General features: G+C 69.9%; 27 protein-coding genes and 1 pseudogene. 14 read left to right on the forward strand and 14 right to left on the reverse strand.

The annotated features are described in order from the left end of the window. Window positions 1–50 precede the first annotated feature (50 nt). Both gcvT and gcvH read left to right on the forward strand, forming a co-directional pair. Window positions 51–1,148 carry a glycine cleavage system aminomethyltransferase GcvT gene (gene gcvT / locus NKG98_RS04420; RefSeq protein WP_254768455.1) on the forward strand — a complete coding sequence of 366 codons (1,098 nt, stop codon included), beginning with the start codon at window positions 51–53 and terminating at the stop codon, window positions 1,146–1,148. Then, window positions 1,148–1,531: a glycine cleavage system protein GcvH gene (gene gcvH / locus NKG98_RS04425; RefSeq protein WP_254768456.1), complete on the forward strand. Its 384-nt coding sequence runs from the start codon at window positions 1,148–1,150 to the stop codon at window positions 1,529–1,531. The genes gcvT and gcvH overlap by 1 nt, the downstream gene beginning before the upstream one ends. 26 nt (window positions 1,532–1,557) lie before the next feature. On the opposite strand, the gene NKG98_RS04430 is transcribed toward gcvH, so the two are convergent. Continuing rightward, window positions 1,558–2,268: a helix-turn-helix domain-containing protein gene (locus tag NKG98_RS04430; RefSeq protein WP_254768457.1), complete on the reverse strand. Its 711-nt coding sequence runs from the start codon at window positions 2,266–2,268 to the stop codon at window positions 1,558–1,560. A 108-nt stretch (window positions 2,269–2,376) separates the two neighbouring features. On the opposite strand from NKG98_RS04430, the gene NKG98_RS04435 reads away from it, so the two are divergent. Next, window positions 2,377–3,030: a metal-dependent hydrolase gene (locus tag NKG98_RS04435; protein ID WP_254768458.1), complete on the forward strand. Its 654-nt coding sequence runs from the start codon at window positions 2,377–2,379 to the stop codon at window positions 3,028–3,030. 47 nt (window positions 3,031–3,077) lie between these two features. Further along, window positions 3,078–3,578 carry a GNAT family N-acetyltransferase gene (locus NKG98_RS04440; RefSeq protein WP_254768459.1) on the forward strand — a complete coding sequence of 167 codons (501 nt, stop codon included), beginning with the start codon at window positions 3,078–3,080 and terminating at the stop codon, window positions 3,576–3,578. On the opposite strand, the gene NKG98_RS04445 is transcribed toward NKG98_RS04440, so the two are convergent. The 5 genes from NKG98_RS04445 to NKG98_RS04465 form a co-directional block, all read right to left on the reverse strand. Beyond that, window positions 3,575–4,141, reverse strand: coding sequence for a DUF7978 family protein (locus tag NKG98_RS04445; protein WP_254768460.1), 567 nt, complete (start codon window positions 4,139–4,141; stop codon window positions 3,575–3,577). The genes NKG98_RS04440 and NKG98_RS04445 overlap by 4 nt on opposite strands. Before the next feature lie 86 nt (window positions 4,142–4,227). Continuing rightward, window positions 4,228–4,998, reverse strand: a complete 771-nt coding sequence (locus tag NKG98_RS04450; RefSeq protein ID WP_254768461.1) for a competence/damage-inducible protein A — start codon at window positions 4,996–4,998, stop codon at window positions 4,228–4,230. 89 nt (window positions 4,999–5,087) lie between these two features. After that, a complete protein-coding gene (locus NKG98_RS04455) occupies window positions 5,088–5,288 on the reverse strand; it encodes a hypothetical protein (RefSeq protein ID WP_254768462.1) in 201 nt (66 codons plus the stop codon). Beyond that, on the reverse strand, window positions 5,285–6,841 hold the full coding sequence (locus tag NKG98_RS04460; RefSeq protein ID WP_254768463.1) for a TrkH family potassium uptake protein: 1,557 nt from the start codon (window positions 6,839–6,841) through the stop codon (window positions 5,285–5,287). Before NKG98_RS04460 ends, NKG98_RS04455 begins: the two co-directional genes overlap by 4 nt. Window positions 6,842–6,956: 115 nt before the next feature. Further along, on the reverse strand, window positions 6,957–7,625 hold the full coding sequence (locus tag NKG98_RS04465) for a potassium channel family protein (RefSeq protein ID WP_254768464.1): 669 nt from the start codon (window positions 7,623–7,625) through the stop codon (window positions 6,957–6,959). A 114-nt stretch (window positions 7,626–7,739) separates the two neighbouring features. Between NKG98_RS04465 and NKG98_RS04470 the strand changes: the two genes are divergently transcribed. Both NKG98_RS04470 and NKG98_RS04475 read left to right on the forward strand, forming a co-directional pair. After that, on the forward strand, window positions 7,740–8,090 hold the full coding sequence (locus NKG98_RS04470; RefSeq protein ID WP_254768465.1) for a hypothetical protein: 351 nt from the start codon (window positions 7,740–7,742) through the stop codon (window positions 8,088–8,090). A gap of 295 nt (window positions 8,091–8,385) precedes the next feature. Beyond that, window positions 8,386–8,568 (forward strand): annotated as a pseudogene (locus NKG98_RS04475) (sulfatase family protein); the annotation flags it as partial. Window positions 8,569–8,635: 67 nt separating this feature from the next. On the opposite strand, the gene NKG98_RS04480 reads toward NKG98_RS04475, so the two are convergent. The 5 genes from NKG98_RS04480 to NKG98_RS04505 all read right to left on the reverse strand — a co-directional run bounded on the left by NKG98_RS04480 (window position 8,636) and on the right by NKG98_RS04505 (window position 14,262). Continuing rightward, on the reverse strand, window positions 8,636–10,012 hold the full coding sequence (locus NKG98_RS04480) for an ADP-dependent glucokinase/phosphofructokinase (RefSeq protein ID WP_254768466.1): 1,377 nt from the start codon (window positions 10,010–10,012) through the stop codon (window positions 8,636–8,638). Between the two features lie 280 nt (window positions 10,013–10,292). Then, entirely contained in the window at window positions 10,293–11,186 is an 894-nt protein-coding gene (locus NKG98_RS04485) for a universal stress protein (protein WP_254768467.1), read from the reverse strand. A gap of 67 nt (window positions 11,187–11,253) precedes the next feature. Then, window positions 11,254–12,498 (reverse strand): glycosyltransferase, encoded by a 1,245-nt coding sequence (locus NKG98_RS04490; RefSeq protein WP_254768468.1) that lies wholly within the window; start codon window positions 12,496–12,498, stop codon window positions 11,254–11,256. Window positions 12,499–12,557: 59 nt separating this feature from the next. Further along, window positions 12,558–13,319 carry a pyridoxamine 5'-phosphate oxidase family protein gene (locus tag NKG98_RS04495; protein ID WP_425504385.1) on the reverse strand — a complete coding sequence of 254 codons (762 nt, stop codon included), beginning with the start codon at window positions 13,317–13,319 and terminating at the stop codon, window positions 12,558–12,560. A gap of 67 nt (window positions 13,320–13,386) precedes the next feature. Continuing rightward, window positions 13,387–14,262 carry a universal stress protein gene (locus NKG98_RS04505; RefSeq protein WP_254768469.1) on the reverse strand — a complete coding sequence of 292 codons (876 nt, stop codon included), beginning with the start codon at window positions 14,260–14,262 and terminating at the stop codon, window positions 13,387–13,389. A 161-nt stretch (window positions 14,263–14,423) separates the two neighbouring features. On the opposite strand from NKG98_RS04505, the gene NKG98_RS04510 reads away from it, so the two are divergent. The 5 genes from NKG98_RS04510 to NKG98_RS04530 all read left to right on the forward strand — a co-directional run bounded on the left by NKG98_RS04510 (window position 14,424) and on the right by NKG98_RS04530 (window position 18,136). Beyond that, entirely contained in the window at window positions 14,424–14,567 is a 144-nt protein-coding gene (locus NKG98_RS04510) for a DUF7557 family protein (RefSeq protein ID WP_254768470.1), read from the forward strand. Window positions 14,568–14,794: 227 nt separating this feature from the next. Beyond that, window positions 14,795–16,276 carry a replication factor C large subunit gene (locus tag NKG98_RS04515; RefSeq protein ID WP_254768471.1) on the forward strand — a complete coding sequence of 494 codons (1,482 nt, stop codon included), beginning with the start codon at window positions 14,795–14,797 and terminating at the stop codon, window positions 16,274–16,276. A gap of 94 nt (window positions 16,277–16,370) precedes the next feature. After that, window positions 16,371–16,562, forward strand: coding sequence for a C2H2-type zinc finger protein (locus NKG98_RS04520; RefSeq protein WP_254768472.1), 192 nt, complete (start codon window positions 16,371–16,373; stop codon window positions 16,560–16,562). A gap of 64 nt (window positions 16,563–16,626) precedes the next feature. Next, window positions 16,627–16,917: a zinc ribbon domain-containing protein gene (locus NKG98_RS04525; protein WP_254768473.1), complete on the forward strand. Its 291-nt coding sequence runs from the start codon at window positions 16,627–16,629 to the stop codon at window positions 16,915–16,917. 100 nt (window positions 16,918–17,017) lie between these two features. Continuing rightward, window positions 17,018–18,136, forward strand: coding sequence for a hypothetical protein (locus tag NKG98_RS04530; protein WP_254768474.1), 1,119 nt, complete (start codon window positions 17,018–17,020; stop codon window positions 18,134–18,136). A gap of 118 nt (window positions 18,137–18,254) precedes the next feature. Here the strand turns inward: NKG98_RS04530 and sucD are convergent, their stop codons facing one another. Further along, window positions 18,255–19,127 carry a succinate--CoA ligase subunit alpha gene (gene sucD / locus NKG98_RS04535; RefSeq protein WP_254768475.1) on the reverse strand — a complete coding sequence of 291 codons (873 nt, stop codon included), beginning with the start codon at window positions 19,125–19,127 and terminating at the stop codon, window positions 18,255–18,257. Continuing rightward, window positions 19,124–20,272 (reverse strand): ADP-forming succinate--CoA ligase subunit beta, encoded by a 1,149-nt coding sequence (gene sucC / locus NKG98_RS04540; protein WP_254768476.1) that lies wholly within the window; start codon window positions 20,270–20,272, stop codon window positions 19,124–19,126. The genes sucD and sucC overlap by 4 nt, the downstream gene beginning before the upstream one ends. A 150-nt stretch (window positions 20,273–20,422) precedes the next feature. Between sucC and mobB the strand changes: the two genes are divergently transcribed. Beyond that, complete coding sequence (gene mobB, locus NKG98_RS04545) at window positions 20,423–21,202, forward strand: molybdopterin-guanine dinucleotide biosynthesis protein B (protein WP_254768477.1); 780 nt, start codon at window positions 20,423–20,425, stop codon at window positions 21,200–21,202. A gap of 56 nt (window positions 21,203–21,258) precedes the next feature. Continuing rightward, a complete protein-coding gene (locus NKG98_RS04550) occupies window positions 21,259–22,128 on the forward strand; it encodes a UbiA family prenyltransferase (protein WP_425504386.1) in 870 nt (289 codons plus the stop codon). A gap of 1,086 nt (window positions 22,129–23,214) precedes the next feature. On the opposite strand, the gene NKG98_RS04555 is transcribed toward NKG98_RS04550, so the two are convergent. Then, a complete protein-coding gene (locus NKG98_RS04555; RefSeq protein WP_254768478.1) occupies window positions 23,215–23,709 on the reverse strand; it encodes a hypothetical protein in 495 nt (164 codons plus the stop codon). A gap of 200 nt (window positions 23,710–23,909) precedes the next feature. On the opposite strand from NKG98_RS04555, the gene NKG98_RS04560 reads away from it, so the two are divergent. Then, window positions 23,910–25,262 (forward strand): hypothetical protein, encoded by a 1,353-nt coding sequence (locus NKG98_RS04560; RefSeq protein WP_254768479.1) that lies wholly within the window; start codon window positions 23,910–23,912, stop codon window positions 25,260–25,262. Window positions 25,263–25,308: the final 46 nt, after the last annotated feature.

Consider the following 25,308-nt stretch of genomic DNA (forward strand, 5'->3'; position numbering starts at 1 on the left):
TGTCGCGACCGACGAAAAGAACTTACTACCCCGAGCGTGTCGGTCCGAGTATGCCGCTGCAGACGCCGCCGTTGCGCGGGTTACACGCCGACCGGGGGGCGAAGTTCACCGAGTTCGGCGGCTGGGACATGCCCGTCGAGTTCGACTCGATCCGCGAGGAACACGAGGCCGTCCGGTCGGCCGCCGGCATCTTCGACGTCTCGCACATGGGCGAGATCCACGTCACGGGTCCGGACGCGACGACGCTGATGGGGCGGCTCACCACGAACGACGTGACGGCCCTCGACGTCGGCGACTCCCAGTACGCGGCTATCACCGACGAGGACGGCGTCATCGTCGACGACACCGTCGTCTACCGGCTGCCCGACGAGGACGACCGGCCGGCGTACCTGTTCGTCCCGAACGCGGGCAACGACGAGGCGACCCACGAGCGCTGGCTCTCCTACCGCAACGAGTGGGGCCTCGAAGCGACCGTCGACAACCGCACCGACGAGTACGCCATGTTCGCGGTGCAGGGACCCGACGCCACCGGCCTCGTCTCCGACGCCGCCGAGGGGTCGGTGACCGACCTCTCGCGGTTCGAGGCGCGGTACGCCACCGTCGCCGGCGTCGAGTGCTGGACCGCCCGCACGGGCTACACCGGCGAGGACGGCTTCGAGTTCGTCGTCCCGTGGAACGACGCGGAGACCGTCTGGTCGGCGTTCGACTGCCAGCCCTGCGGGCTCGGCGCCCGCGACACGCTCCGGATCGAGGCCGGCTACCTGCTGGCCGGACAGGACTTCGACCGCGAGTCGAACCCGCGGACCCCCTACGAGGCCGGCATCGGCTTCACCGTCAAACTCGACACCGAGTTCGTCGGCCGCGACGCCCTCGAACGCGTCAAGGAGGAGGGCGTCGAAGAGAAACTCGTGGGCTTCCGGCTGATCGACCGCGGCGTCCCGCGCCACGGCTACGACATCACGAACACCGAGGGCCGGGTGATCGGCACCGTCACGAGCGGCACCATGAGCCCGACGCTCGGGTCGCCGATCGGCATGGGCTACGTCCCGGTCGAGTACGCAGAGCCCGGAACGACCCTGCGCGTCGTCGTCCGCGGCCAGTCGAAAAAGGCAAGAGTTGAAACGATCCCCTTCATCGAAACAGTATAATGAGCTTCGACGTTCCCGAGGACCGACGGTACATGGAATCGCACGAGTGGGCACTGGAGACCGACGACGTCGTCCGCGTCGGCATCACCGAGTTCGCACAGGACGAACTCGGCGACGTGGTCTTCGTCGAACTCCCCGACGAGGGCGACGACGTCGCCGCCGACGAGGAGTTCGGCGTCATCGAGTCGATCAAGGCGGTCTCGGACCTCTACGCGCCCGTAAGCGGCGAGGTCGTCGGCGTCAACGAGGCGCTGTTCGACTCGCCGGAACTCGTCAACGACGACCCCTTCGGCGACGGGTGGATGCTCGAAATCGACCCCGCCGACGAGTCGGAACTGGCGGACCTCCTCTCGGCCGACGAGTACGAGGACCAGATCGCCTGAGCGCCCGTCGCGGCCGCTCGCCCTCTTCACTCCAGCCGAACCAACTCGTCGAGTACGTCTTCGAGCGGCGCCGTCGTCAGCGACAGCGAGTAGCCGTCGATGCGCGCGAGGTCGGGGGCGTGTTCCCACAGCGACTCCTCCTCGATCCCGTGGAGGACGACGGCGTTCGGCGTCGGGTTGACGACCCGGAGGGCGACGGCCACCGACTCCCCGCGGGTGACGCTCGTGAACACGAGCGCGCGGTTCGTGCTCTGGCCGTAGAGCCGGAAGAACTCCTCGCTCGACAGCTTCGTGATCGCCCGGACGCTGTCGACGACGGTGTGGCCGCTGACCCGGTCGGTGTCGCCGCGGGTGATCTCGGTCGCGTCGATCGCGTCGTAGAGGCGGCCGAGGCGGATCGACGTGGCGTACTCGCGGAGGTCGTAGACCACGTCGCTCTCGAACCCCGCCGAGAGGACGCGGCCGTACTGGCGGATGCGGTCGCCGCCGCGGCGCTCGTCGATCGCGAGCAGGCCCTCGACGAGGCGCCCGACGACGCCGATGCCGGGGCTCTCCCGGCGGCCGCTCTCGTAGTCGGAGATCACCGACGAGGAGACGCCGAGTTCGTTCGCGAGGTCGGTCTGGGAGACGTCGAAGTCGGTGCGCCACTTGCGCAACGTCGCCCCCGGGTCGTCGCTGAGAGTGATCTCGCCGGCGATCTTCTCGGCGAGTTCCTCCTTCGGTCCACGTCCGCCCATACCGGGGGGTCGCCCGGTCCGCTCAAGTAGCTACCGGAGACGCGCCGGGTCGCGCGAACCGGTCGGACGCACGAACAGTCAAGGGGATCCACGCCTAGGCGGTCGGGTATGCCGTCAACCGTGGTCCACGTCGCCCTCGCCGGGATGATGGGCACCGCCCTCCTCGGCGAGGAGTTCGACGCGAAGGCCGTCGCCGTCGTGATGGCCGCCTGCGCCGTCGTCGACCTCGACACGCTCGTCGGGATCTACGTCCCGGGAACCCACCGCGCCGCCTTCCACAACCTCTGGATCGTCCTCGTCCCCGCCGCGTTGCTGTGGTGGGACTGCCGACTGCGCGAGGCGTCGGTCGTCCTCGGGCGGTGGGGCACGCGCGGGCGCCGTATCGTCTGGGTGACCCTCGCGACCCTGTTGTTCGCGCACGTCCTGCTCGACGCCTTCTTCAACGGCGTCAACCTCTTCTGGCCGCTGCACGACCGCTTCTACGACCTCTCGGGGGAACTGCTCTACAGCGACCAGCGCGGACTCGTCCAGACGTTCGTCGAGTTCGAGTCCGGCGCGGGCGGGACCGCCGTCTCGGAGTCGACCGTCCGCGGGACGACCGCCGACGTCCACTACTCGACGGGCTTCGACCCCACCCGCGACGACCCGCCCGAGGACGTCGAGCGGATCTTCCCCATCGCCAACGGCGGCGAGCGGTTCGTCCTCACGGTCGCCGGCTTCGTGACCGTCCTCGTCCGACTCTTCGAGGAGCGGCGCAACTGAGCCGGGGCGACCGACAGAACCACGACCCCGCGAGGGAAACGCCGACCATGGACGCGGAGTACGAGATTCGACCGTACGATCCCGACGCCGACCGCGAGGGGCTGTGGGCCCTCAAGCGGGCGTTCGAACTCGGCCTCGGCGCGGGCACCGGCGGCGACGAGAAGGCACGGACCTACGAGGACAAACTGACCGACGACTACCGCGCGGGCTACCTCGAATGGGTCGACCGCTGTGTCGCCGAGGAGCCGCGGGCGGTCACCCTCGCCGAGTCGGGGGACGACCTCGTCGGCTACGTCTTCGTCCTCCCGGAGTCGCTGTCGTACGTCTGGGACGCGGCGATCCTGAACGAACTGTTCGTCCGCGAGCCCCGCCGCGGGACCGGCGTCGCCGACGACCTGCTGGAGGCCGCGCTCTCGGTCGCGCGGGAGCAGGACCTGCCGCTCGACCGACTGGTGCTCGACGTCGACGAGGAGAACGAGCGCGCGCGGGCGTTCTACCGCCGCCACGGCTTCGAGGGCTGGGGCGAGATGGTCGCCCGGAAACTCTAGTCTATCGCCGTCGCGAGCACGCCGCCCATCGCGCCGAAGACGAGCGGGTAGACGACGCCGGCGAGCAGGACGGCCGGGATCGGGTCGGGCCGGATGACGCCGGCGTCGACGGTCACGCCGAACGCGACGACGCCGACCACGGCGAGGACGACGTAGCCGAGACAGACCGTCGCGCCCGCGACGGCGGCGTCCGCGACCGTCTCGAACTCGGCGCGGCGAACCCGCGCGACCGCGAAGCCGGCGACGAGGAGCAGCGCCGGCGGCAACAAGGCGAGCAGCCACAGCGAGCCGTCGTCGGCCGCGACGTAGTTGGCGCTCGACGGCGACCCGCCGAGAAAGCCCGGCACCTGCACGTCGACGGCGTGGGCGTTGTAGAAGACCCAGCCGACCAGCTTCCAGTCGGTCGCCTCGTCCGTGAGGAACGCGAGCAGGTCCGTCCGCCAGTCCGCCCGGAGGTCGTCGACCGTCGCGAGGTACGTGACGAGGTAGCCGAGCGTCCACGCCGCGACGCCCGCCGCGGCGCCGCTGGGGAGGGGAATCGGGGACCGGTAGCGTTCCGTCATGCGACCGCCTTCCGCCGACCCCGACAAGTGTTTTCCGGAACGGGTCGAAACGTCACGGTCGGCTGACATTCAGACGATCCGACCGGTCACTCGCCGGTCGCGTCGCCTTCCTCCGGCCGCTCCGCCTCGTCCGCCGGCGTGACCCGCTCGCGGATCCACGCCAGCGCGGCGTCGACCTCGGCCTCGTCGGTGCCCGAGACCCGGATCCGCCCCGGCGCGTCGCCCTTCGTCGGGTAACTTCCGAGGGAGACGTCGAACCGCTCCGGCGCGCCCGCCAGCACCGCCCCGAGCGCGCCCTCGGGGGTCGCGGTCAGCAGCGACTTCGAGACGACGTCGCCGGCGAACGCCTCGGACACCCGGTCGAACATCTCGCGCATCTCGTCGGGGAAGCCGGCGAAGACGTAGACGTTCTCGACGACACAGCCCGGCGCCCAGCCGCTCTCGGTGAGCAGCGCCCGCGCGCCGGCCGGGAGCGTGGCCCCGCGGTCGAGGTCCAGTTCGAGGTCGTGGTCCGCGAACAACTCGGGTCGCTCCTCGCGGAGGCGGGCGGCCTTCTCCTCGAGGCGGTCGCGCACCGCGGGCCGGACCTCGAGGTCGCGGTCGAGGGCCGCCGCGACGGCCTCGACCGTCACGTCGTCCGGCGTCGCCCCGAGGCCGCCGGTGACGATCACGGCGTCGAACGCCGCGCGCCACTCGCGGACGGTCTCGGCGATCAGGTCGCGGTCGTCCGGGATCGTCAGGATGCGGCGGACGGTGCCGCCGCGCTCCGCGATCCGCGCGGCGAGCCACGAGGCGTTCGTGTTCGTCGTCTCGCCCGCGAGGAGTTCGTCGCCGACGGTGACGATCGCGACGTCCATGGCGAGGGCTTCGGCGCCCGCGCAGTTAGCGTCTCCGCCGGGTGCCGGCCCGCCCCTCGCCGGCGGGCGTTCGCGAGGGCCGCGGCCCGTCACTGGAGCGCCTTGTACGGGACGTACGCGGCGAAGAAGCCGACGTAGGCGGCGGCGACGGCGGTGGTGATCGGCGAGCGCCCGAGGACGACGACGAGGGCGACGACGAGCGGGCCGGTCAGCAGGAGCGAGTCGAAGACGGGGTCGTTGGGGCCCGTCTCGGACACCCAGTCGACGACCAGCGACAGTCGGGCCCTCATCGGTACACCCCTCCGCGGCGGAACAGCGACCGCAGCGTGACCAGCACGGGGATGATCTCGAGACGGCCGATCCACATGTTGAACAGGAACATCACCTTGCCCGCCGTCGGGAGCGTCTCGGGACCGGTGATGCCGGCGGAGAGGCCGACGTTGCCCTGCGCGCTCGCCACCTCGAAGAAGACGTTTTCGAGGGAGTACTCGCCGGCCGGGAGGGCAGCGAGGAGGACGAACACGCCGACGACGAGGAAGACGAACCAGAGGACGGCGATGATCGCCGCCTCCTCGATCTCGCGGGCGGCCTCCTCCTCGGAGAGGCGGCGGCCGTTGATCTTCAGGCGGCGAACGGCGGTCTTCGGGTAGAACACGTCCGAGATCCGGTGCTGGATGCCCCGCATGAGCGTGAGCGCCCGGATCAGTTTGATCCCGCCGACGGTCGACCCGGCCGCCGCGCCGATCACCATCGCGAACGTGACCGTCAGTTGGGCCTGCGCCGGCCACCGCCCGAGCGCGACGTTGGTCGCGTCGACGGCGGTCTGAAAGCCCGTGCAGGTGGCCGCCGAGACGAACTGGAAGAGGCCGTACCGGAACGCCTCGAACGGCGAGTCGTACGTCCCGCTGGTGTAGACCAGCGCCCAGAGCAGCAGCGATCCCGCGCTCATGTAGATGAACACCCACCGGGTCTGGAGGTCGCGGTAGAGGTTCCGCAGGTCGCCCCGGAGGATGAGGTAGTGGACGGGAAAGGCGATGCTGCCGGCCAGCATCACGGGCACCAGCGTGAAGTCGATGACGGCGCTGTCGTAGGTGGCGATCGACTCGTCGGTGACCGAGAAGCCGCCGGTCGAGAGGCCGGTCATCGCGTGGTTGATCGCGTCCCAGATGGGCATCCCGGCGAGCCACAGCAGGAGGATCGCGACGAACGTAAAGAGGATGAAGATCCACCAGATGGTCTGGACCGTCGAGACGATGCTGGGGTGGATCCGGTCCGACCGCGCCTCGCTCTCGTAGAGGGTCAGCGACCCGCTGCCGGGCCGTGCGAGGATCGCCGTCGTGAGGACGATCACGCCCACGCCGCCGACCCACTCGCTGAACGTCCGCCACCACTGGAGCGTCCGCGGGAGCACCGCCTCGTCGTCGACCATCGTCAGTCCGGTCCCGGTGAACCCGCTCATGCTCTCGAACAGCGCGTTGAGCGGGCTGGTAAACGCCGCGAGCGTGCCCGTCCGCGCCGGCGCGCCGAGGACGGCCGGCGCGAGCGCGAGTTCGGCCGTCCACGCGATAAACAGGAACGGGAGCGAACCGAAGACGGCGACCGAGAACCAGCCCAGCGCGGCGATGATCATGCCGTGGAGTTTGCCGGGATCGGCGGCCTCGCGGAACGCGTTCGCGAGGGTCCGCCCCAGCGCGAACGGCAGCAGGCCCGCGGCGACCATCGCGGGGACGGCGTAGTACTCGCCCCACGCGAGCGAGACGAGCGCCGAGGCGAACATCAGGCCGGCCAGCGCCTGCAGGATCCGGCCGACGTCCCGCGCGATCGTCTTCGTCGCCTCCTTCATGCTGAACTCGTGGGTCCGCCCCCATTATATACACGCCGAAAGAGACGTTCCGCGCGCGACCCGCCGGGGCCCGGCGGCGCGGTCGTTTCTCCCGACGACGCGAGTCCCGCCATCGTTACCGGCCGAACTGTGCGGTGAGTTGCGGATCGGCGCCGAACGCCGAGTAGACCGTGACGAGGTCCCCGGGGTGAATCCTCGTGTTCCCCTTCGGGGTGATCGGCGTCTCGGCCTCCTCGCGCTCGACGGCCACGATCAGGACGTCGTCGGGGACGATCCCCGCTGCGGCCGCCTCGGTGAGCGTCTTGTCGGCGATCGGGGCGCCCTCGGCGACGGAAATCTCGAACACCTCGGCGTCCTCGGTGATCCGCATGTAGTCGACGATCGCGGGGCGGTCGACCGCCCTGAACAGGTGCTCGGCGATGAGTTCCTGCGGGTTCTCCATGATGTTGACGTCGATCTGCTGGTACAGCGCCATGTGCTCCGGGTTGTGGACGACCGAGACGATGCTCGGGACCTCGAACTCCTTCGCCAGCAGGCAGATCATGATGTTCGTCGCGTCCTTGTCGGTCGTCGTGACGATGGCGTCGGCCCGCTCGATGCCGGCGTCCTCGAGTGTCCCCTTGATCGTCGCGTCCGCGTTGAGGACCAGACAGTCGTAGCTGTCGGCGATCCGGTCGGCCCGCTGCTCGTCGTTCTCGATGACGACCACCTCGTTTCCCGAACTGGTCGCGATGTCGATGAGCGGTCTGCCGATGTCGCCCGCCCCGACGACGATGATGTACATACGGACGTGGTTGACGCGGTTCCGTTGAAAACGTATCGTCTTCCCCGTCCGCCCGACGACCGCCGGCCGGGAATCGGCGCGGCACCTAAGACGGCGGCTTCCCAACGTGGGGGTATGCCCGACGACGTCGACGCGTCGGCGGCGGAGCAGACGCTGCCGGACGACGTACGCGAGACCATCGACGACCTCAACGAGGCGGAACTGCGCGCGGTGATCGACTACGCGCAGGCCCGCCGCCAGGAGGTCCACTCGACCGTGACCGACCGACTCGAAGTGGGGCCCGGCGAGGAGATCGTTCGCGCCGAGGAGCGGCCGGGATACACCGAAGTCGTCGTGCGACTGACCGGCGAGAACGAATCCGACGACGACGCGGCGAACAGGTACCTCTACCACGTCCGCGAGGAGCCCCACGTGAACGGGGAGACCCGCCTCCACTGGGAGTACATCGGCCGGGTTCGCGAGTGAAGCGGCCGTTCGGTCCCGGCGACCCGTTCGCGGTCCCGCCGCTCCGTCTCAGAGCGAGACGTCCTCGGGGCTCACTCTGACGAACTGCCGACTCTCACAGAGTCCACACTCGGGCGGAGGGTCCACCCGTGCGTAGACGACGCCACACGTTTCGCACGCGTAGAACGGGCGTCGTTCGTGTTCTCCCGGTCTCGTCATGCGTGTCTGGTCCGTTGTGTGGTGCGCGGTTCGGATCCGGACGGACACGGTCGACTGACGGGATCCAGCCTCATTATTCTCTCTCCGACGGGTTCCTCTCCGGGACGCGCCCCAGGAGGACGACGACGTCGTCCACGAACCCCGCTATCAGGGGATCAGACGCGACCTTTCGAGGCGACTCTACGAGCGGATGGCCGAGACCGACGATCCGCTCCTCGACGGCCCCGTCGTCCCGGGCGATTACGACGAGATCCTGTCGTGGCCCCACGACGCCCCGTGAGCGCCCGCCGCCCGGTGAGCGACCGCGTCTCCGTCCCGCCCCGGTCGCCGCGGGTGCGACGACCCGCTCACGACCCCGGCCCGATGTCGTCGGCGACGGCCAGTTCGAGGAGGAAACTCGACGCCGACACGACGTCGCCGATGCCGACCGTCCTCGCGGGATCGTCGACGACGCGGTTGGGACAGGCGACGACCGTCGGCGTCCGGAGCGCGCCGTCGTCGGTCGTCGCGCCGACGTGGTCCGCGAGGAGTTCGATCGCCTCCCGTCCCTTCGCCGACGGCTCGTACGTCGCCCCCGTCGCGAGGTCCTCGGGAGCCGCGACGTCGCCGCGGGCCGCCTTGGTCGCGGCGTTGACGGCGGCGAACGCCAGTCCGCGTCGGACCGCCTCCGGAGGGAGGTACGAGTCCATCACCGCGAGGTGGTACTGCATCGCGTGGACTCGAATGCAGTCGACGCCGAGGGCGTCCCGCAGCGCGGAGAGCATCCGGTAGTGGGTGACGATCTCGCTCGCTTCGAACGGCGTCTCTTCGGTCGGCTCGGCCCCGGTCACGTCGAGGTCGGCGTCGTCGTGGAGGAGGGCGAGTTCGCGGGTGTCCGTGCCGACGACGTTCGCCTCGGGGAGGATCCGCTCGTAGATGCTCGCCCTGAGGTCGTCGTCGTGCGTGACGGCGTACTCGACGTGGACGTGGAGGTCGCCGCCGGATCGCAGCCGGCGGACGACGTCCCGCGCGTGCCGGTGCGCCCGCGCGTAGTCGTGGTGCTCGGGGACGAGGTTGTGGTACCCCGCCAGCAACGCCCCGTCGACTACCTCGCCGACCTGATCGGCGTGCGCGTCGAGGTCGCCGGCGCGCAGGTCGAACTCCGGCGGCCTCGACGCCGCGATGAACCGCCCGTTCTCGGTCGCGCGAACGCCGAAGAGTTCGTCGCCGACGGTGAACTCGAACACCCAGTTCGTCTTCGTTCGCTCGGCGGTGGGGGCGTCGGCGAGCGGAACGAACCGCACCCGGCCGTCCTCGACGCGCGGATACCGCACCGCCTCGGGACGCCGAAACAGCGATCGCTGGCGGTCCGACAGCAAGTAGGTGTACGCGACCGGCGACGCCCCCAGCGTTGCGGCGAGGTCGGTCATGATCCCCGTCTGCCCGCCCATCCGCCGGCTGTCGGGTTCCAGCTTCGACTCGATCCTGCCGGCGAACGCGTCCGTCATCGCGGCTTCGTCGCCCCGTCCGGCCGCCATCGCGTGCGTGATCCCCGCGGCGAGGTCCCGCGTCGAATCCAGCCGACTCGGGGGCGGCTCCACCCCGGGCGCGGCGGGTCGTTCGAGGGACGACGCCAGTTCGTCGTCGACCCGAACGATCGCGTCCACGTTCGCGTTGTACGCGACGAACACCGACAGCCCGTCCAGCGCCCGCACGTCGGATTCGAAACCCGCGTCGGGTGACATGGCACGACCGACTCCCATACCCAGCGGGTTAACGCTGGCCGGTGGTCCGGCCGCGAGGGTCGTCCGTCCCCGCCGGTCGGTACCCGCGTGTAAGGTTTACCACCGAGGTCATGGGAATCGACCCCGAAGACGCTCTTCCCGCTCGGGGACGCGGCGGTCGTCGACGAGGGAGCCACGCTCGGCGGGATCGACCTGTACGACGCGATGACCGGCGCGTACACCCGGATTCCCGGCGTCCCGTCGGAGTGATCGCCGCGGCGTCGTCGACCCGACGCGGCCGTCACGGGGACGCGGCGCTCACGGGAACGCAAAACACCGGAACGTCGGCCCCCCGGACGACGTTTTCGGTGACGCTCCCGAGGAACCACTGCCCGATCCCCGTCTGCCCGTGGGTCCCCATGACGATCAGATCGGCGTCGCGGTCGCTCGCGTACGCGAGGACCACCCGCGCCGGCGGCCCGGTCGCGATGGATTCGGAGACGCCGACGTCAGCCTCCTCGGCGCGCTCCCGTACCGCCTCGAGCGCCGCTTTGCCGTGGCGTTCGAGCGCGCGAATCAGGTCCTCCGGCGCCCGGTCCCCGGAGAGGCGGCTCGTGTCGACGGAGTACACCGCGTGGACCATCGATTCCAGCCGGGTCGCCAGAGCGATCCCCCACTCGGTCGCGATCGCGGCCCCGTCGCTGCCGTCCGTCGGCAGGAGCAGCCGTTCGAGCGCGACCTCCCCGGGTTCGGAAACGCCCGCGTCCGGGGGAACGGCGAGGACGGGCGTTCGCGCCGTCCTGAGAACGTTCTCGGTGACGCTCCCGAGGAGCACCCTGTCGAGCCCCGTTCGGCCCTTCGTTCCCATGGCGATGACGTCGATTTCGCGGCGGACGGCGTACTCCCTGATCGCCTGGAACGGGGTCCCCCACCTGACCGCGGTCGTGACGTCCAGTTCCTCGTCGTAGTTTCGCGCCGCGTTCGCGACCGCCTCGACCGCTTCTTCCGCGCCCTCTTCGAGCGACGAGCGCACCGCGTCGTCGGACTCGACCGGGCCGTTTCGTGGCCCCACGACCGAGAGAACGTGCACGTCGGCGCCGATCCGCGAGGCGAGTGCGACCCCGACGTTCGCTCCGGCGAGCGCTCCCGTACTGCCGTCCGTCGGTATCAACGTCGATTCGATGGGCTCGCTCATGGTAGTCGTTCGCCACCGCCGTGGATAATTGTGTAGGTCCGCGGCCACGCCTCCGGGCGCCGTCGCGTCAGCGATCGCGGTCCAGAACGTCGACGAACTCCTCGAAGAGATCCGCGATCTGACGGGGGAGGAGAAAGCGGTCGCGGACGTGCGCTCGCCCGTTCGCGCCGAACGCCGTTCGCCGGTCCGCGTCCTCGAGGAGGGTGACGAGGTGAGCGGCGACGCCCGGGACGTCGTCGGGGTCGACGAGGTAGCCGTTTCGCCCGTGTTCGACCTGCAGCGGGATGCCGCCGACGTTCGAGCCGACGACGGGCGTGCGCTTCCAGAGCGCCTCGGAGACGACGAGGCCGAACCCCTCGCGCAACGACTTCTGGACGACGACGTCGGACTCCCGCTGTAAGACGTTCACCCTCGTATCGGGGAGGTCGGCAAGCACGTGCACGTCCGGATCGTCGACCGCCGCCTCGGCGACCCGTTCGTATATCTCCAGTCCTTCCGGATCGTCGCCGGCCATCCCGCCCGCCAGCGCCAGCTGGAGCCCCGGAACGCGCTCGCGGGCCCGGCGAAACGCCTCCAGGGTACCGAACTGGTCCTTCCACGGGTCGAACCGCGAGACGTGCGTCACGAGCGGCGCGTCGAACGAGAGGGGGTCCATCCGGTCCCGTTCGGCCGCGATCGTCTCCTCGTCGAGCGAGCGGTTCTTCTCCGCGAGGGGATCGATAGACGGGTGGACGACGCTCGTCGTCGGCGCCTCGACGTTCGCCTCGTACGCCGACCGGCTGACGATCGCGTGATCGACCCGGCTCGTATAGCCGGAGACGAACGTCAGGTACTCCTCGACCGGGTCGGTGAGGTCGACGTGACAGCGCCAGACGCAGGGCGCGTTCGGCATCGTCTCTCGGAACTGCTCGAGCATCCCGAGTGGCTGTGCGTCGTGGATCACGACGAGATCGTACGCGTCCCCGATCTCGGCCGCGTTTCGCTCCGTCACCGCGCGATACGTCGCTTTCATCGCCTCGGTGAGCGGGGACTCGGTCCCCTGAAGCCCGTTGTGGATCGCCTTGGTCACCTCGAAGAACTCGTCGGTGGCGTCCATGGCGAGCCAGTCGGTGCGGACGCCGAGCGATTCGCAGACGGGAACGATCGACCGGAGCAACTCCGCGACGCCACCGCCGGTCGCCGTCGAATTGACGTGGAGGACCCGGACGTCCGACAGGGAGTCGGCGAGCGTTCGCAGTCGCTCGATCCGGTCGCGATCCGTCACGGAGGCGTACATCTCGATCGATCGCTCCGGCAGTGACGGAGTGTGCATCGTCCGTACCCGTGGTACGACGGCCGCGGTATCAGTTGCTTGGGTGGGAGCGAACGCCGTCAGTCCGTGGCGTCTCTACTCGACCGCTCGTCGTACGCGGGCGGGCGAACGGCGTGACTGAGGCCCGTCCACTCGTCGACCTCGAACTCGTAGAACTCGGTCTCGATCCGCTCGCTCGCCGTCTGGATCAGTTCCGGCCGCCACGCCGGGGTTTGCGACGCCGAGAGCGCCGCCCGTTCGTCCTCCGACAGCCGTCGAACCGTCCCCGTGAGGAGGACGCTTCGCCAGTGAAACATCGTCTCGGCGTTGTAGACGAGGAAGCTACAGCCGTCGGCCCGGTCGGCGAGGTCCGCCTTCCGGCTGTCCTCGTCCACGAGAAACGAGAAGTAGAGACTCGTTCCCCCGTCGTATCCGAACGACATGGGGAGGAGATACGGTACCCCCGGCGCGGGGAGCCCGAGCACTCCCACGTTCCGAATCGAGAGGAAGCGCTCGATGTCCTCGTCGTCCATCCGTTCGATCCCGTACGCACCGAGTTCGTCGACGGTCATCCCGAGTCGAGGTACGGTTCCGACCGCCATAAACCGAACACGGGGGTCGAATCCGCGCTCACCGCAGGTGGGCCACGAACCACTCGCCCGCGTGATCGGCGACGAAGTTGTTCCGCGGACTGTGCCTGCTGTGCCGCTTCCGTGCGCGAACAGGACGAGGCCGGTCGCTCCGTCCGGTACGATCAACTCCCCCTCGAGTTCGACGCCGTCGACGGCGACCGTGACGATCGAGTTGTCGTTTGCCCCCATCGACGATGGTTCGAGAGCCACGCTATTGAGTCCGGAGGGGCGGTCCGTGACGGCTACCCTCCGAACTGGCCGACTCCGGGGTCGCTGCTCACCCGACCGTCAGTATCGGGTGTGGCGTTCGCCGGAGGACCCGGGCCGTCGTACTTCCGAGAAAGCCCCCCGCGGCGCCGCCTCGGCCTCTGGTCCCCATCACGACGAGATCACCACCGACTCCGTCGGCGTACTCGACGATCTCGTCGTGGGGGACCCCCCGGAGAACGTCGATCCCCACCGACAGGCCGCGGTCGCGCCCCTCCGTGGCGATCGATTCCACGGCGTTCCGGCCGCCGTCTTTCAGCAGGCCGACGATGCTCCGCGGCGCGTCCGCGAGTTCGTACGTCGTCGCGTCGACGACGTAGGCGACGTACACCGCCGAATCGTACGCCTCGGCGGTTTCGAGCCCCCGTTCGGCGGCGCGCTCGGCGGCGTCGCTCCCGTCCGTCGCGATCACGACGCGGTCGTACTCGATCGAGTCGACGTCGGTCCCGTCCCCGTCGGCCACCGGGACGGCAAGCACCGGTGAATCGGTCCGGGTGATCACGCGTTCGGTCGTGCTCCCGAGTCGCACTCGTTCGGGCCCGGTTCGACCGTGGGTCCCCATGACGATCAGATCGACGTCGTGCTCGTCCGCGTACTCGAGGATCGTTCGGGAGGGCGTTCCGTCGCGGACGGTTCGCGTCGCGTCGACGCCGAGTTCCGCCGCCCGGTCCGCGATTCGTGCGGTGGCCTGCCGTCCCCGTTTCTCCAGCGGTCGGCGCACTCGTTCACGCTGCGTGCGGTCGAGACCGGCGGGCCCGGGTTCGGCGTCCACGACGTGAAGAACGTGTACGGCGGCTCCGAATCGCCGCGCGAACTCGAACGTTCGGCTCACCGCGCCGTCGTCACCGCCGCTTCCGTCTACCGGAACGAGAATGGTCGAGTACATCCGGATCCCCGGTCACGGTACGTTCCCGACGCACATGAAACGACCACGGTGGCGGTCGTCCCGGTTCCGACTCCGCCGGTCGCGGTTCGTCGAAGCCACGTCGGAGGTGCTACGTTTCGATGGGTGGCACTTTATTCGGCCGGCGAGCGTCGGTATCCGCGATGGCCCGAACGATCGAACTCGACGACGCCCTCGCGGAACGAATCGAAAGCCACCTCGAAGAGGACGAGACGATCGAGGAGTTCATCGAGGAACTGGTCGCGATCTACGAACAGGAAGGCCGGTTCCTCCAGGAGGGAGCGTAGGCCGACGGGTCGTCCCGTCGGAGGTGACGACGGACCCGGCGTCTCGACGTCGAGACAGCGGTCGAACCCGACGGCGTCCACGAGGCGCTCTCGCCGGGACGCCCCGGTGAGTGCATCCCAATCTTCTTTTTGTGACTCGGCGACTACACCGTGTATGCGCACATCCATCGCCGAACGGACCTTCTCGAACGAGTTCGACCGATCTACGCACACGGTACCCGTACGACATGACTGACTGGACGGAGAAGTACCGCCCGACGACGCTGTCGGAGGTCCGCGGGAACGACAAGGCCCGCGACCAGTTGCGCGAGTGGGCGCAGACGTGGGACGACCACCGGCAGTCGGTGATCGTCCACGGCAGCCCCGGCGTCGGGAAGACCTCGGCGGCGCACGCGCTGGCCAGCGACATGGGGTGGCCGGTGACGGAACTCAACGCCAGCGACGACCGGCAGGCCGAGGTGATCGACCGCGTCGCGGGCGAGGCCTCCAGGAGCGGCACCTTGTTCGGCGGCAGCGGCGGCCGCCGACTCGTGATCCTCGACGAGGCGGACAACTTCCACGGCAACGCCGACTACGGGGGCTCGCGGGAGGTCACCCGCGTCGTCAAGGACGCGAACCAGCCGATGGTGCTGGTCGCAAACGAGTTCTACGACATGAGCAAGTCGCTGCGCGACGCCTGCGAGACGATCGAGTTCCGCGACGTCTCCGCGCGGTCGATCGTCCCCGTCCTGCGGGACATCTGCCGCAAGGAGGGCGTCGAGTTCGAGGAGGAGGCGCTGCGAAAGATCGCGGAGGCGACAAGCGGCGACCTCCGGTCGGCGGTCAACGACCTGCAGGCGATCGCCGAGGAGACCGAGAAACTGACCGTCGACGACGTCGTCACCGGCGAGCGCGACCGCACCGAGGGCATCTTCGACTTCCTCGACGCGCTCATCAAGGAGGAAGACGCCGAGGGCGCGCTCCGGGCGTCGTACGACGTCGACGAGAACCCCGACGACCTGCTCAACTGGATCGAGGACAACGTCCCGAAGGACTACGCGGGGGCGGAACTGGCCGACGCCTACGAGTTCCTCTCGAACGCCGACCGCTGGCTCGGCCGGGTGCGGGCGACGCAGGACTACTCGTTCTGGCGGTACGCCTCGGACAACATGACCGCCGGCGTCGCGGCCGCCCGCCGCGAGCAGAAAGGGGGGTGGACGCGGTACGGCCCGCCGAGTTACTGGTCGAAACTGGGCCGGACCCGCGGCACGCGCGACCGGCGCGACGCGATCGCAGAGCGCGTCGCCGAGCGCGAGGGTGCCAGCGTCGCGACCGCGCGCAACGAGGTCGTTCCGTTCCTCGCGGCGATGACCCACCACTGCAAGAACCGCGACCTCACGGTGCGGATGGCCGCCGCCTACGACCTCGACGCGAAGGAGGTCTCGTTTATCACCGGCAGCGGCGCGGACACGAACAAGGTCCAGTCGATCGTCGAGGAGGCCGCGGAACGACGCGAGGAGGAGGCCGTCGAGCACTCCGGGAGTGCCTTCCACGGAGCGACCCGCGCGGACGACGCCGGCGACGCGGACGGCGACGACGAGTCCGACGACGGCCAGCGGACCCTCGCCGACGCGGGCGGGCCGGACGGGAGCGAAGACGCCAACGTGGACGCGGACGACGCCGAGGCCGACACCGACGACGACCAGTCGGGCCTGAACGACTTCTTCTGAGGCCGCGGCCGGCGTCGACTGTCGGCGAGCGGACTGGTCCCCGCGCCGACCGACGACAGTATTACGTCGGTCGACGGTGACGGTACGCCTGACCATGGCACCGAGTAGCAACTGCCCGCTCTGTGGCGAGTCGTACGGCGAGAAGGGCGACCTGCGGGTCCACCTCGAGGTCGAACACCGGAAGTCCGAACTCGCGCGGTACCTGCTCGCGGCCGACGACCGGTCGGCCGATCCGGTGGCGTCGCGGGAGGCGGTCGACGACGAACCGCCGGCCCCCTCGCTGTGAGCGCCGGCCGACAGGTCAGCGCGCGTGACGACACGCCGAAGTGCGACCGCCTCCAACCGACCCCATGGAGTTGCTGTGGGCGCTCGCGATCCTGCTCGTGTTAGCGTTCGCGCCGACGGCGTGCTTTCTGCTGCTCCTGCGGGGCCTCGAGTACCTCCGGGACGACGCGCTCATCCAGGAACTGCAGGCCACCCACGACCTCGAGGTGACACACCCGTTAGACGCCGGCGGCCGCTCGGACTCGTCCGACGGCGCCACGCTCGTCACCTGTCCGGCGTGTGGCTCGCGCACGCCCGCGGCGTTCGAGGTGTGCGTCGTCTGCGACGCCCGACGGGGGTCCCCGCCGAGCCGTTGATCGGCGGTCTCACGTCGGGAGACGTGACGTTTCGGGTGCGACGACGGTCGGATGCCAAAATTTAAATCTTTTGGCCACTCTACCGCTGGTACGTACTGACATGACCGACAGCACGACCGACGAGAAGCCGGGCGGCGGGGGGGTCGAACTCGGTCCGAGCGCCGACGAGCTATTCGGCGAGATCGAGTCGGAACCGGTCGAGGGGCGGGTCGAGTACGCGTCGGGTGACGGGGACGACGAGGCGGTCGAGGACCAGACGGCGGCGGACATCTTCGACCAGCTTCGCGCGGAGGCCGACGACGACGCGGCCGACGACGTCCTCGCGGACGAGACCCCCGAGGACATCATCGCCAGCGCCGACGACCCCGACCCCGAACCGGACGACGACCTCGTGGCCGACGGGGAGGCGCTCGACGACCTCCTGCTGACCGGCCGGACGGAGGGCGAGGAGTTCCTCTGGGTCGACACCGGCGACGGGGACGCGTCCGGGGAGGCCGCGGAGGACGAGGCCGAATCGGCGGCCGACGACGCCGAAACGGGAGGTTCCGACGCGGTCGACGGGGACGAAACGGCCGTCGACGCGGCCGACGACGCCGGGTCCGAACCGGGGGCGGGCCCGAGCGCCGATGCGGCCGAGACGGCCACGGGCGACGGCGTCGACGAGACCGTCGAGCGACTCGCCGAACTCCGGGCGGCCGCCGACGAGGGCGAGAAGGGGGACGACGGACGCGACGAACCTGCCGCCGTCGACGCCGACGCGGCGGCGTCCGCGACCGACGCCGGCCCCGAACTCGACGTCGGCGAGGCGACCGGCGCAGCCGTCGACGACGAACCTGCCGCCGAACCCGAGGTCGACGGCGAATCCGAACCCGACGTCGACGGACTCGACGTCGACCTCGACGACGGATCTGCCCACGAGGCCGCCGACGACGGCGAATCCGAACCCGAAATCGAGGTCGACCCCGACCCCGACGTCGACGCCGATCCCGACCCCGACCCCGAACCTGATCCCGAACCCGACGTCGACGCCGACGAATCCACCGCCGGCGACGAGCGCGCCCGCGACGACGCCGACGCGACGAACGACGGCGATTCCGACGCGACGGGCGGCCTCGGGTCCGTCGTCACCGACGTCGAGAGCGACGTCGACGCGGACGAATCGAGCGACGACGAGTCGGGCGGGTTCTTCGCCTGGCTCCGCTCGAAGCTTCCCTTCTGACCGTCCGGTCTCTCGGTCGTACCCGTCGGATGCGAGCGGTCGCCGCGTGCGGTCGTCACGGCTCACGGACTCGAGTAGCGCGTCGGGCGCGAAAACGAGGGAGAGACGGACCGCGGCGTCAGGAGAGGAACTCTTCGATGTGGTCGGCGACCTCCTCGGGGGTGTCGCCGACGGGGACGCCCGCGTCGTTCAGGGCGTCGATCTTGCTCTCGGCGGTGCCGGTGCCGGAACCGGAGACGATGGCGCCGGCGTGGCCCATGCGCTTGCCCGGCGGGGCGGTGCGGCCGGCGATGAAGCCCGCGACGGGCGTGTCGACGTGTTCGTCGATGAAGCGGGCAGCTTCCTCCTCGTCCTCGCCGCCGATCTCGCCGCACATGACGATCGCTTCGGTCTCGGGATCGTTCTCGAACAGTTCGAGAGCGTCGACGAAGTCGGTGCCGATGATCGGGTCGCCGCCGATGCCGATGGCGGTGGTCTGGCCGATCCCGCGCTGGGTGAGGTTGTCGACGACCTGGTACGTGAGGGTGCCCGAGCGGGAGACGAGGCCGACCTCGCCGTCGGCGAAGATGTTGCCCGGCAGGATGCCGAGTTTGGCCTCGCCCGGCGTGATCAGACCGGGGCAGTTCGGCCCGACGAGGCGGGTGTCGGTCTCGGTGAGGCGCTTTTTCACGCGCGCCATGTCCTGGGTCGGGACGCCCTCGGTGATCGCGACCACGAGGTCGAGGTCGGTGTCGAGGGCCTCGAACATCGCGTCGCCGGCGAACGCCGGCGGGACGAAGACGACGGAGGCGTCGACGTCCTCCTCCGCGACGGCCTCGTGGACCGTGTCGTAGACGGGCACGCCGTGGACCTCCTGACCGCCCTTGCCGGGGACGGCGCCGGCCACGACGTTCGTGCCGTACTCGAGCATCTGTCCGGCGTGGAACTTGCCCTCGCCGCCGGTGATTCCCTGTACCACCACGCGCGTGTCGTCGTCGACCAGTACGCTCATTGGTTCACCTCCTCAGCGTACGCGACGGCACGCTGAACCGCGTCCTCGAGGGTCTCCTCGACCGTCACGAGGTCCTCGTTCAGGATCTCCATGCCTTCCTCCCAGTTCGTCCCCGCGAGGCGGACGACCACGGGCTTTGGGATCTCGTCGAACCGTTCGAGCGCCTCGTTGATCCCCTTCGCGACCTCGTCGCCGCGGGTGATCCCGCCGAAGATGTTGAAGACGACGGAGTCGACGTTCTCGTCGGAGAACACCATGTCCAGGGCGTTGGCGATCCGCTCGGCCTTCGCGCCGCCGCCGACGTCGAGGAAGTTGGCGGGTTCGCCGCCGTAGTAGTCGACGAGGTCGAGGGTCGTCATCACGAGCCCCGCGCCGTTGCCGATGATGCCGACGTTGCCCGAGAGGCGGACGTAGTCGAAGTCGTACTCGTCGGCCTTCCGTTCGAGTTCGTCGCCGCCGGCCGCCTCCTCTTCCATCTCCGCGAGGTCGGGCTGGCGGAAGAGGGCGTCCTCGTCGACGTTCATCACGGCGTCGGCCGCGACGACCTCGTCGTCGGCCGTGACCATCAGCGGGTTGATCTCGGCGTCGGAGCCGTCCTTCTCGTCCCAGAGGTCGTACAGCGTCGCGAGGACGCCCGAGACGTCGCGGGCGACCGCCCGGTCGACGCCGGCGTCGTAGACGGCCTTGCGGGCCTGGTAGGGGTGCATCCCGAACGCGGGGTCGACGTGCTCGCGGGCGATCGCGTCGGGGTCCTCAGCGGCGACCTCCTCGATGTTGACCCCGCCGCGGGTCGAGACCATCGCGACGGGCTTGCCCTCGCCGCGGTCCATCGTGATCCCGACGTAGAGTTCGTCGGTGAAGTCGACGGCCGCCTCGACCAGCACGCGGTCGACGCGGTAGCCCTTGAGGTCCATCCCGAGGATGGCCTCGGCCGCCTCGCGAGCCTCGTCCGCGTCCTCGGCGAGTTTGATCCCCCCGGCCTTGCCTCGGCCGCCGACCTGTACCTGCGCCTTGATCGCGACCGGGTAACCGATCTCCTCGGCCGCGGTCAACGCGCCGTCGACGTCCGACGCCAGTTGTGACTCCGGCGTCGGGATTCCGGCGTCGGCGAAGACCTCTTTCGCCTGATACTCGTGAAGCTTCATTGCGCACTCGAAAGGCGGTTCCGCCGTTGCTTAAATCATGGCAGTTTCGTCTCGCGCCAGTGCCCGCGACCGCGTTCGACACCGCCGGCCCGTTCCGGAACCGCGGGAGCGACCGCTACCTACTACCCCTCCTCGCCCCGAGTGTCGCGTATGCAGGTCATCGGCGTCACCGGCCCCTCAGACTCCGGCAAGACGACGCTCGTCGAGCGACTCGCGGCCCGACTCGCCGACCGCGGCACCGTCGCGACGGTCAAGCACATGACCCACGCGCCGGACGTCGACACCGAGGGCAAAGACACCGCACGCCACCGGGAGGCCGGCGCGGGGACGACCTACGGGATCACCGACGAGGAGGGCTGGTTCGCGACCGGCGAGCGCCTCGGTCTCGTCGACGCGCTCGAACGCCTCGCGCCCGCCCACGAGTACGCCCTCGTCGAGGGCTACGGCTTCGCCTCGCTCCCCCGGGTTGCCCTCGACGGCCGGCCCGTCGAGGGCGACGACCGGTGGGGACGGATCGTCGCCAGCGGCGACGGAGTCGACGACGTCGACGTCGCGGAACTGGTCACGACCGTCGACGCCCTCGCCCCCTTCGAGACGCTCGCGTCGCTGCGCGCACGGACGGCGGCCGCCGACGGCCGGCCGGTCGTCGGCGCGCGCGCGACGGTCGACGCGTCGGCGGGGAGCGACGGCGCCCTCGCCCGCGTCAGCGCCGCCCTCGACCGACTCGACGCCCGCGACGTCGCGGGCGTCCGGACCCTCCGCACGCACGTCCAGCCGGGGGTCTTCGAGGGGGAGCCGGCGACCGCGCTCGCCGTCGCGACGGTCGACCGGCCGGACGCGCTCGGCGGGGCCGCGGCGGCGCTGGTCGACGCCCTCGACGGAGTCGGCGACGCGGCGGACGTGACGGTCACGACGGGGGACGGCTCCTGACGCAAACCCAGAGTTGAAGGCCGCGCCGCCCGTTCTTTCGTCCGAGTAACCGTCCCGTGATCAGCCGGACTTCCCAGGGACTGCGGCGGTGGGCGTCGTCGCCGACGACCCTCCTCCTGTTTCTGGTACACAGCAACCTCCTCATCTCGCTGTCGGCGGCGAGCGTCGCGGTCACGACGGTCGTCCTCGCCGACCTCCCGCTCCGGCTCCTGCCCGTCTGTATCGTCTTCGCCGTCACGCTGTTCGTCTACAGCTTCAACCGGCTGGCCGACCTCGACGAGGACGAGCGAAACGTTCCGGGCCGGGCGGCGTTCACGCGGCGGTACGGCCCCGTCCTGTTCGCCCTCGGGGTCGCCTGCTACCTCGCCGTCTTCGTGCTGGCGGTCGTGTGGGACCTCCCCGGCGCCCCGCTGCTGGTCGTCCCGTTCGTCGTCGCCATCCTCTACTCGACGGTCGGGTTGAAACGGCTGTTCCTCGTGAAGAACCTCACCGTCGGGGTCGCCTGGGGGCTGATCCCGCTCGGCGTCGGCGTCTACTACGACGCTCTCGGCTCGACCGAGATCCGGTTCCTGTTCGGCTTCGTCACCGCCGTGCTGACCATCGCCGCCGTCGTCTTCGACGTCAAGGACATCGAGGGCGACCGGGCCGAGGGGATCCGGACCGTCCCCAACACGTTCGGCCCGCGGGCGACCCGGATCGCCACCGCGGCCGCGACCGTCGTCGTCTCGGTCGTCGTCCTCGGGTTCGTTCTCGCGGGCGTCCTCGGCCGGGGATTCCTCGTCTTGCTCGCGTTTACCGCCTACGTCTTCGGGTACTGCCTCGCGGCGACGCCCGACCGCGGCCCCCTCTTCTACGGCTTCGTCGTCGACGGCGAGCACGTCTTCCTCGCCGCGCTCGTGCTCGTGCTGGATGCGACGGCGTGGTAATTCCGAAACCATTGGTTATCGGTATATGCTATAACCAAAAGATGTATGTCGTCCGGGTCCGACCTACGGACCGTTCGCAGGGGAGTCGGTAGGTGGATACGGTCTCGACGCATCGCCTGCGGACCGGTTCGCGTTTTGGCACCGACGACGGCCCAGAGCCCCGCCTCCGCCGCCGAACCCGGTGTTTGCCCGGTAATCTCGAATTCGACGGGGGTAAAATAAGTCGAATATGGAAAAATATAAGGTCGGTCGAGATTACCGCTGCCCATGGGCATACTCAATGACCTGCTCGACCGGGTGACCGGCGACGGAGACGACGAATCGACCGACGACGAACCGGAGGAAGAGGAGTAGCCGTCGACTCCGGTCCCCCGTCGCAACGGCCCTCGGCGGCGGCCGGACGGGCCCTGTCCCGTCGGCCGTTCACACGCGCGACCGACGGTCCCGTCCCGCCGCCGACGCGAACATCGATCCCAACGTCACGTCCCGGCCGCCGGACTCCCCACCCTGTTCCCGGCGGCCGGACACGACGGGCCCTCGCCCGTCACCGATCCTCGAACGTCGGGCCGTCACCGCGAGCGTCGCGGCTACCCGCCGACGGCGCCGACGTTCGTTAGCACAATTTACCCCACCGTGAACAAATTGAACCACAGAAAGCTATAATACTATCCAGTATAGCTCACCGAATATGCGGCTCATCGACAGACTGCTCGGCCGGAACGAGGACGAACCGAACGAGAAAGCGGAGCAGGAGATCGAAGTCGAAGAGGCGTAGGCGCCGGTACCGGACGCTGCCGGAGTCGTGACGGCGTTCGTGGACGCACGCGGCGATACCGGGCCACGGCGCGGGAGACCGCGCCCGGCGCGGGCGCCCCGCGTCACGCGGACGTCGCGACCCCGTGGGGACCGCGGTACCCGTCCGATCAACGGCCTGTCACCGTGGACGGGCGCTCCCCGGCGCTCCTTTCTGCGCGAACGCCTGCCGATCCGAGACCCCGATCCGTCGTTCGAGCGCGACCCGCGAGCGGCGCCCGCCGCGACGCTCGCCGGTCGAAAACCGTGCGTGGGCGTCGGGCGACCCTCGATTCAGTCCCGGGCCAGCGCCGTCCGGACGAGGGGGAACCACGCCCCGAGGACGGCGCCGAACCAGACGAGCGCGACGTAGCTCTCGAGGTGGCGGTACGGACGCGGGTAGGGGATGCCGGCGACGACGTCGAGCCAGAGGGGTACGCCGTAGGCGACCACGCCCAGCCAGAGCAGAGTGCCGTAGGCCACGCCGAGGCAGGCGCCGAGGAACGGACTGCGCAGCGCCGCCACGACCGGCAGCGGTGCGTACCGGAGCCGCGCGACGGTCGTGAGGACGGCGACGAATGCGGCGCCGACGACGAGGCTGTGGGCGAACACCAGCGCCCACCCGCCGAGGGTCCCGTCGATCCCGTACAGGCCGGCGAGTGCCCCCAGCAGTCCGGTGTCGACGAGGACGCCGGCGACGGCCACGCCGGCGATCAGCGCGGCGACCACCGTGCTGACGGCGGTCGCCGCCGCCGATCGTTCGTGGGATCGTGACTGTCCGTACGCCATGAACGATCCATACCGGCAGGGCCGCAAGAATCTATCTAAATCTCGCGTGACTGTCTCGCGCGTCGAGAGTTCCGGCGTCGAGACGGGCCCCGGCCGCGCCGAAAAGCGCGCCGGCACGCCCGCGACGGCCGACCGATCGGTTCTGGAGACGGTCGCGGCGGTGGGAAGCTTTATCCGACGGCGATAGAGAGTGAAGACGCATGGACACGTCGAGACGGACGCTGCTGCGCGTCGGCGCCGCCGCCGGCGCGGCCGCGCTGGCCGGGTGCATCGATTCGATCGGGGACGTCGGCGGCGACGGAGGACCGCCGACGAACTTCTCGTGGCTGTACGACCCCACAACGCTGACCGACGTCGGGAGCCACGGGTTCCTCACGGTCGACGTCGACGCGATCCGCGAACACGAAGAGCACGTCCCCGAGGAGGTGTGGAACGAACTCGAGGCGCTCGACGAGGAGGTCGAGAACGTCGACATCGAGGAGTTCGACCACCTCACCGGGGTCGGCTTCGCGGGCAGCGACTTCGCGAGCAACGGGGCCACCGTCGTCGCCTCCGGGTCGTTCGACGCGGCGGCGATCCGCGCCGAGTTCGAGGCGGACGCCGACGCCGACGTCCTCGCGGAGACCGAGTGGTCCTACGAGGGCTACGAGGGCTACCACGTCGAGGAAGCGGTGGAGTCGTGGGAGTCGGGGGCCGACGACGACCGCTACCAGTCGTTCACGGTCGGCCTGACCGACGAGCACGTCGTCGCCGGCTACGTCCTCGACGACGACCTCCGCAGCGACGAGGCGGTCGAGACGGCGATCGACACCCACGGCGGCGACGGGACGCCGTACTACGAGAGCGACGACGCCGTCCGGGCGCTCGTCGACGGCATCGGCGACGCCGAGATGGGGGCCGGCGCGGCCGTCGACGAGGACCTGCTCGCGGAGGGGATCGCACAGGCCGACCCCGAGGTCCGCGACGCCCTGCGCGACCTGACGGCGTTCGGCCTGCGGACCGCCCTCGGCGAGGACGTCGAGACGGGGCTCGTCCTCGTCTACGCCGACGCTGACGCGGTCTCGGCCGACGCGATCGAGTCGCTCGTCGACGACCTCCGCGAGGACCCGACGTTCGACGACTCGGTCGAGGACGTCTCGGTCGCCGTCGACGGACGGACGGTCACCGTCACGGCGACCGTCGACGGCGAGACGTTCTGGGAGGGCGTCCAGACCCCGCTGCAGGGGACCTCGACGAGCGCGCAGACGGCGATCGGGGAGGACACCGTCGAGGGGTCCACGACGACGCCGTCCGTCCCGATGGTCAGCCTCGAATTCGACTACGATCCGGCGGCCGAGACGGTCACGATCACCCACGCCTCGGGCGACGCCTTCGACGCCGACGCCGTCTCGCTCGCCGGCGACGTGCAACGCGACGACGTCCCCGGCTGGGAGGGCGAGGTGACGGTCGGCGACTCGACCGACGGGATCCCCCTGCACTCCGGCGAGATCGTCACGGTGGTCTGGGCGGACGACGGGGCGACGATGGTGCTCGGCCAGTTCTTCGCACCCTGACGGTCGCCGGACTACTGACCGTCCTCTCGTTCGGCCGTCGGACGGA

This window comes from Salinilacihabitans rarus, assembly GCF_024296665.1.
In the GTDB taxonomy this organism is placed as follows: Archaea; Halobacteriota; Halobacteria; order Halobacteriales; family Natrialbaceae; genus Salinilacihabitans; species Salinilacihabitans rarus.